The organism is Bradyrhizobium sp. Arg237L (assembly GCF_029990105.1).
Classification (GTDB): domain Bacteria; phylum Pseudomonadota; class Alphaproteobacteria; order Rhizobiales; family Xanthobacteraceae; genus Bradyrhizobium.
Map to the genome: position 1 here is coordinate 1 of NZ_JAQMIL010000222.1, position 491 is coordinate 491.

Annotated in this window: 1 protein-coding gene; it reads right to left on the bottom strand. The window is 71.3% G+C overall.

Annotated features, from left to right (window positions below; translation table 11 throughout):
• Positions 1 to 491 (bottom strand): hypothetical protein (locus OZ411_RS43505; protein ID WP_282532822.1); only part of this gene is annotated, 491 nt, incomplete at both ends.

The window sequence follows — 491 nt, forward strand, 5'->3', positions numbered from 1 at the left end:
CGCGTCGTGGTGCGGAACGGCGCGGCGGCTGGCCCGCCGGGGTCTTGCGGATCGGGCGCCACAAGACCGGAGCGTCCGGCGGCCAGGTCGGCGGCGAAGCGGGCCTCGATCCGCAGCACCGGCGCACGGGCCTCCTCGCCGAGCCGGTCGTTGACCGGCAGATGCGCCAGCGTCAGCCGCGCGTCCGCGATCAACAGCCGCAGATGGCGCAGCATCTCCGCCCCCTGCGTCAGCACATCGTCAAACCGGATCATGCTGCCGAGCAACAGATCGGTTTCGAGTTCGAAATGGACGCGATGCCCATCGACCGTGGCCGGCACCACCTTGCGGATCTGCCAATAGGTCACCTCGCCGATCCGCGCGTCAGGGCCGTTGAGCTCCAGGCTGCAGCGGATCCCCACACGGGTCAGGCCGTCGCCGTCGCGCGCGAGCTGATCGCCGAACTGCAGCGAGACCCGGCACCCGGCCGGCAGCACATGCCGCCGCCAGGT